Source organism: Rhodopseudomonas sp. (assembly GCF_048594845.1).
Classification (GTDB): Bacteria; Pseudomonadota; Alphaproteobacteria; order Rhizobiales; family Xanthobacteraceae; genus Rhodopseudomonas.
This window is the reverse complement of record NZ_JBMDXE010000118.1, coordinates 1-5,785: the sequence shown is the minus strand read 5'-3', so window position 1 is coordinate 5,785 and position 5,785 is coordinate 1. Positions and strand designations below refer to the sequence as shown.

The 5,785-nt window shown below is 66.5% G+C and carries 4 protein-coding genes; 1 reads left to right on the top strand and 3 read right to left on the bottom strand.

Annotated elements, in window-relative coordinates:
• Positions 1-157: 157 nt before the first annotated feature.
• The 3 genes from ACOJTD_RS07310 to ACOJTD_RS07300 all read right to left on the bottom strand — a co-directional run bounded on the left by ACOJTD_RS07310 (position 158) and on the right by ACOJTD_RS07300 (position 4,503).
• Positions 158-940, bottom strand: a complete 783-nt coding sequence (locus tag ACOJTD_RS07310; RefSeq protein ID WP_420132257.1) for an alpha/beta fold hydrolase — start codon at positions 938-940, stop codon at positions 158-160.
• Positions 941-943: 3 nt separating this feature from the next.
• A complete protein-coding gene (locus ACOJTD_RS07305; protein ID WP_420132256.1) occupies positions 944-2,239 on the bottom strand; it encodes an O-acetylhomoserine aminocarboxypropyltransferase in 1,296 nt (431 codons plus the stop codon).
• A 155-nt stretch (positions 2,240-2,394) separates the two neighbouring features.
• Positions 2,395-4,503 carry a S9 family peptidase gene (locus ACOJTD_RS07300; protein ID WP_420132255.1) on the bottom strand — a complete coding sequence of 703 codons (2,109 nt, stop codon included), beginning with the start codon at positions 4,501-4,503 and terminating at the stop codon, positions 2,395-2,397.
• 152 nt (positions 4,504-4,655) lie between these two features.
• Here ACOJTD_RS07300 and ACOJTD_RS07295 point away from each other — a divergent pair, with 152 nt between their 5' ends.
• Complete coding sequence (locus ACOJTD_RS07295; RefSeq protein ID WP_420132258.1) at positions 4,656-5,531, top strand: dihydrodipicolinate synthase family protein; 876 nt, start codon at positions 4,656-4,658, stop codon at positions 5,529-5,531.
• Positions 5,532-5,785: the final 254 nt, after the last annotated feature.

Genomic DNA, 5,785 nt, shown 5'->3' with positions numbered 1-5,785 from the left:
CATTCCGCGGCGCAGCACGGGCGGGCATTTGGCCGGCCCGTGCTGCGACCCCGGAATCCAGAAGTTGTTGTAAACGCCGGGTGCTCCACAGTTCAGGATTCCGGGTTCGCTCGCTGCGCGAGCGCCCCGGAATGACGTGCGTGGGGCGAGGGGACGCTTAGCTCTGCAGCGCGTTCAGCACCTCGTCCGGACGCTCGACCATCATCGTGTGACCTGCGCCCTTCAGGATCACCGTGCGTGAGCCGGCGATTGCCGCCGCCAGGGTCTTGCCGTTTTTGGTCGGGGTCATCAGGTCGCGTTCGCCGAGGATCAGCAGCGTCGGTGCGCTGACCTTCGCGGCCGCCGTTAGCGCGTCCTTGTAATCGTTGCAGGCGGAGAGATCGTTGAAGATTACGCCGGGCTTGTTGGCTTCGAGCACGCGCACCGAGCCGCCGTGCATCCACAGCCCCGGCGCGAGGTTGCCGCCGATCTCGGCATCGGGGCCGAGGCCCCAGATCGTCATCATGGCGACCGCGGCAGGATCGTTGGCCTCGGCGGCCTTCAGCAGATCCGGGCCGACCGCCATCGTCGAGGTCGTGCCGATCAGCGCCAGCGACGCCACCTTGGCTGGATGCCGCGCGGCGGCCTCCAGCGCGATCAGCGAGCCCATCGAATGGCCGATCAGCTTGGCCGGCTGCGCGCCCGCCGCGTCCAGCAGCGCCGCGATCCAGTCGGCCATCTCGGCGATCGTCTTGAGCGGCGCGCCGCCGGAGCGGCCGTGGCCGGGCAGGTCGGGTGCCAGCACGGCATAGCCGTGATGCGCGAACCAGCGGGTCTGCAGCGCCCACACCGAATGATCGAAGCCGGCGCCGTGAATGAACACGGCCGCGGGCAGCGACGCATCGAACGGCTGGCCGCCGGTGGCGACGAAGGTGTCTGTCCCGTTGACTTTGATCTGCATGGCTTACACCTTCTGCGAAACGCGCAGCGCCTGCGCCAGGTCGGAAATGATGTCCTCGGCGGTCTCGATGCCGACCGACAGACGGATCAGTTCCTCGCCGATGCCGGCGGCGGTGAGTTGCTCCGCGGTCATCTGCTGATGGGTGGTCGAGGCCGGATGGATCACCAGCGTCTTGGCGTCGCCGACATTGGCGAGATGGCTGGTCAGCCGCAGCGCTTCGATGAATTTGCGGCCGGCGGCACGGCCGCCTTTGATGCCGAACGAGATGATCGAGCCGGCGCCCTTTGGCAGCAGCTGCTGCGCCAGCGCGTAGTCCGGGTGGCTCTCCAGTGTCGGATGCAGCACCCAATCGACCGCTTTGTTCGCCTGCAGCGCCTCCAGCACTGCTTTGGTGTTGGCGACGTGCCGATCCATCCGCACCGGCAGCGTCTCGATGCCCTGCAGCAGCTGGAAGGCGTTGGTCGGCGAAAGACACGCTCCGAAATCGCGAAGCCCTTCCATCCGCGCGCGGATGACGAAAGCGGGTGGGCCGAACTGCTCGTCGAAGACGACGTCGTGGTAGCCCGCGTAGGGTTCGGTCAGCGTCGGGAATTTGCCGGAGCCGCGCCAGTCGAACCGGCCGCCGTCGACCAGCACGCCGCCGATGGCGATGCCGTGGCCGCCTAGCCATTTGGTCGCCGAATGCATCACGATGTCGGCGCCGAGCTCGATCGGCTTGCTGAGATACGGCGTCGCGAACGTATTGTCGATCAGCAGCGGGATCTTCGCCTCATGGGCGATCGCCGCGACCTTGGGGATGTCGAGCACTTCGAGGCCCGGGTTGCCGATGGTCTCGCCGATCATCAGCCGGGTGTTCGGCTGGATCGCGGCCTGCAGCGCCGCGTGATCGCGCGGGTTGACGAACGTCGTGGTGATGCCGAACCGCGGCATCGTATGCGCCAAGAGATTGATCGTGCCGCCATACAGCGACGACGACGCCACGATGTGATCGCCGGCACTCAGCAGGGTCGCGATGGCGAGATGCAGCGCCGCCATGCCGCTGGCGGTCGCCACCGCGCCGACGCCATTCTCCAGCGCGGCGATGCGCTCTTCCAGCACGGCAATCGTCGGGTTGGAGATTCGCGTGTACAGATGCCCGGGCCGCTCCATGTTGAACAGTGCGGCGGCGTGGTCGGTGTCCTGGAACACGTAGGACGTCGTCTGATAGATCGGCACCGCGCGCGAGCCGGTGAGCGGATCGGGATGTTGCCCGGCATGCAGGCTGAGGGTTTCAAATCCGGGCGGTTTCGGTGCGGCCATGATGTGCTCGGGTGTTTCCTGGTTTGTTAGTTGGGCTCCGTCATTGCGAGGAGCGCAGCGACGAAGCAATCCAGCTCAGAGTACGGCGCTTCTGGATTGCTTCGCTGCGCTCGCAATGACGGGGAGAGGGCGGTGTGACGGATCTTATGCCACGCTCACGCCGTTGCGTCAGCCAGGCCGACGGCCCACAGTGCGAAGGCGTAGACGATGGCGACTTCGTCGAGGAGGCTAAAGCGGCCGGAGGCGCCGCCGTGGCCGGCGCCCATGTTGATGCGCAGCAGCACCGGGCCGCCGCCCGTCATGGTGGTGCGCAGCTTCGCCACCCATTTGGCGGGCTCCCAATAGGTGACGCGGGGATCGGTGAGGCCGCCCATCGCCAGGATCGCCGGATAGTCCTGCGCCGCGACATTGTCGTAGGGCGAATAGGAGAGGATGGTCTTGAAGTCGGCTTCGCTCTGAAGCGGGTTGCCCCACTCCGGCCATTCCGGCGGCGTCAGCGGCAGCTTGTCGTCCAGCATGGTGTTGAGCACGTCGACGAACGGCACTTCGGCGACGATGCCGGCGAACAAATCGCCCGAGCGGTTGGCGACCGCGCCCATCAGCATGCCGCCGGCGCTGCCGCCATGGGCGACGATGCGCTTGGCGCTGGTGTAGTCCGCGGCGATCAGCGCGCGGGCGCTGGCGGCGAAGTCGCCGAACGAATTGGTCTTCTTCTCCCGCTTGCCGTCGAGATACCAGCCCCAGCCCTTGTCGGCGCCGCCGCGGATATGCGCAATGGCGTAGACGAAGCCGCGATCGACCAGCGACAGCGCGTTGGTCGAGAAGCCCGCGCCCATTGCGTGGCCGTAGGAGCCGTAGCCATACAGCAGCAGCGGCGCCCGGCCGTCGAGCGCGAGCCCCTTGCGGTGCAGGATCGAAACCGGCACTTCCGCGCCGTCGTCGGCCTTGGCGAAGATCCGCGTGGTGACGTAGTCGGCCGGGTTGTGGCCGGACGGAATTTCCTGGCGCTTGCGCAGCACGCGCTGGCGCGTCGCCATGTCGTAGTCGTAAACTTCCGACGGCGTCGTCATCGACGAATAGGAGAAACGCATCGTCATGGTATCGAATTCATAGCCGCCCGAGGCCGACAGCGAGTAGGCGGCTTCGTCGAACGCGATGGCGTGCTCGTCGCCACTGGCGAGATCGCGGATGGTCACCGACGGCAGCGCGTTGGCACGCTCCAGCCGCATCAAATGGCCGGAGAACAGATCGAAGTCGATGATATAGATGCCTTCGCGATGCGGGATCAGGTCGCGCCAATTGGTGCGGACCGGATCGGCCAGCGGGGCGGTGACGATCTTGAAGTCGATCGCGCCGTCCGCATTGGTGAGGATGAACAGCTCGTCGCCGCGATCGCCGATCGAATATTGCACGCCGAGTTCACGCGCCGCGACCAGCCGCGGCGGCGCGGTCGGATCGGCGATGTCGATCAGTCGCTGCTCCGAGGTCTCGTGGTCGCCGCCGGCGATCACGCAGAACCGGCCGCTGGTGCTTTCGTGGATGTGGGTGAACCAGCCTGAGTCCTTCTCCTCGTACACCAGAAGGTCGTTGGCCTGTTCGGTGCCGAGCTTGTGCAGCCACACCTGCATCGGGCGATGGTTGTCGTCGAGCTTGACGTAGAAGAACGCCGAGGAATCCGCCGTCCACACCACGCCGCCGTCTGTTTCCTCGACCACGTCGGGCAGATCCTGCTTGGTCGCCCAGTCGCGCACTCGGATCGTGTAGTACTCCGAGCCCTTGGTGTCGGCGCTCCAGGCTTCGAGCTTATGGTCGAGCGAATGCCGCCGGTCGCCGAATTCGAAGTACGCGAGGCCCTTGCCCAATTCGTCGCCGTCGAGAATGACGTCGAGCTCGCCGCCGCCCCGCGGCGTGCGGCCGTACAGCGGATGCTGGCCGCCGTCGCGGTATTTGCGCAAATATGCGTAAGGCCCGTCCGGCAGCGGCACGCTGGAATCGTCCTCCTTGATGCGCCCGCGCATTTCCGCGACCAGCTTCTTCTGCAGCGCATCGGTGTGGCCGAGCACGCTCTCGGTGTAGCCGTTCTCGGCTTCCAAATAGGCGCGGATGTCCGGATCGAGCAGCGACGGGTCGCGCAGCACCTCCTGCCAGTTCGGGTCCTTCAGCCAAGCATAGTCGTCGGTCAGCGTGATGCCGTGCGTGGTGAAGCTGTGCGGACGGCGCGGCGCGACCGGAGGTGTCAGGCTGGTGCGGGAAGGCTGGGTCATGGGCAGGTCTCGTTGCATGCGGAGGCCGTGGTTCGGCGGAATTGGGCTTAGCAGAGTTTGGCCCTTGCGGCGCGCGGACGTTTGCGGTCGAAAGGACGCGGCCGGTTCGGTTCCGGTCAGGACCTTTGCGGAGCGGGCAAGTGGCTGAGACCATGGCTGAATTTCACGGTGTCTTTCCCTATCTGGTGTCGCCGCTGGATCCCGATGGGCGGATCCGCGCCGATGTGCTGGGCAGGCTGTGCGACGACTTGATCAAGGCCGGCGTGCACGGACTGACGCCGCTCGGCTCGACCGGCGAGTTCGCCTATCTGAACGCCCAGCAACGCGACGCCGTGGTGCAGGCCACGATCGAGGCCGCCGCCGGCCGCGTGCCGGTGGTCGCGGGCGTCGCCTCGACCTCGACCGCGGATGCGGTGGCGCAGGCGAGGACGTATCAGAAGCTCGGCGCGACCGGCATCCTCGCTATCCTTGAAGCGTATTTTCCGCTCAAGGATGCGCAGATCGAGAGCTACTTCCGCGCCATCGCCGACGCGGTCGACATTCCGGTGGTGATCTACACCAACCCGCAATTCCAGCGCGCGGATCTGACGCTCGACGTCATCGCGCGGCTCGCCGAACATCCGCGCATCCGCTACATCAAGGATGCCTCGACCAACACCGGCCGGCTGCTGTCGATCATCAACCGCTGCGGCGATCGTCTTCAAGTGTTCTCGGCCTCGGCGCATATCCCGGCCGCGGTGATGCTGATCGGCGGCGTCGGCTGGATGGCCGGCCCCGCCTGCATCGCGCCGCGGCAGAGCGTTGCGTTGTACGAGCTGTGCAAGGCGCAGCGCTGGGACGAGGCCCTGACGCTGCAACGCAAGCTGTGGCGCGTCAATGAAGCCTTCGCCAAATTCAACCTCGCCGCGTGCATCAAGGCGGGCCTGTCGTTGCAGGGCTACGACATCGGCGACCCGGTGCCCCCGCAAGCGCCGCTGACCGCGGAGGAGCGCAAGGCGGTGCAGCAGGTGCTGCAAGAGATTGCATAGTCGCAAACCACCAGCGGCAGCGCGCCTCCCTCCCCCTTGCGGGGAGGGGTAGGGGGTGGGGGTCCCCAGGCACGGCTTTTCTTTGAGACGCGACATGCCGCACGCGCCTGCCGGCCCATCGAGCCGCCTCGCTCTGTTCAACCGGCATGATTCCCGACACTTTAGACCGGGATGATTGTCGACAGGTCTGGGTCCGCGTGTTGCGGCGCGTAGCGCAGCCCCTCTCGGGGCGGAGCGAAGCGCCGGAACACGCG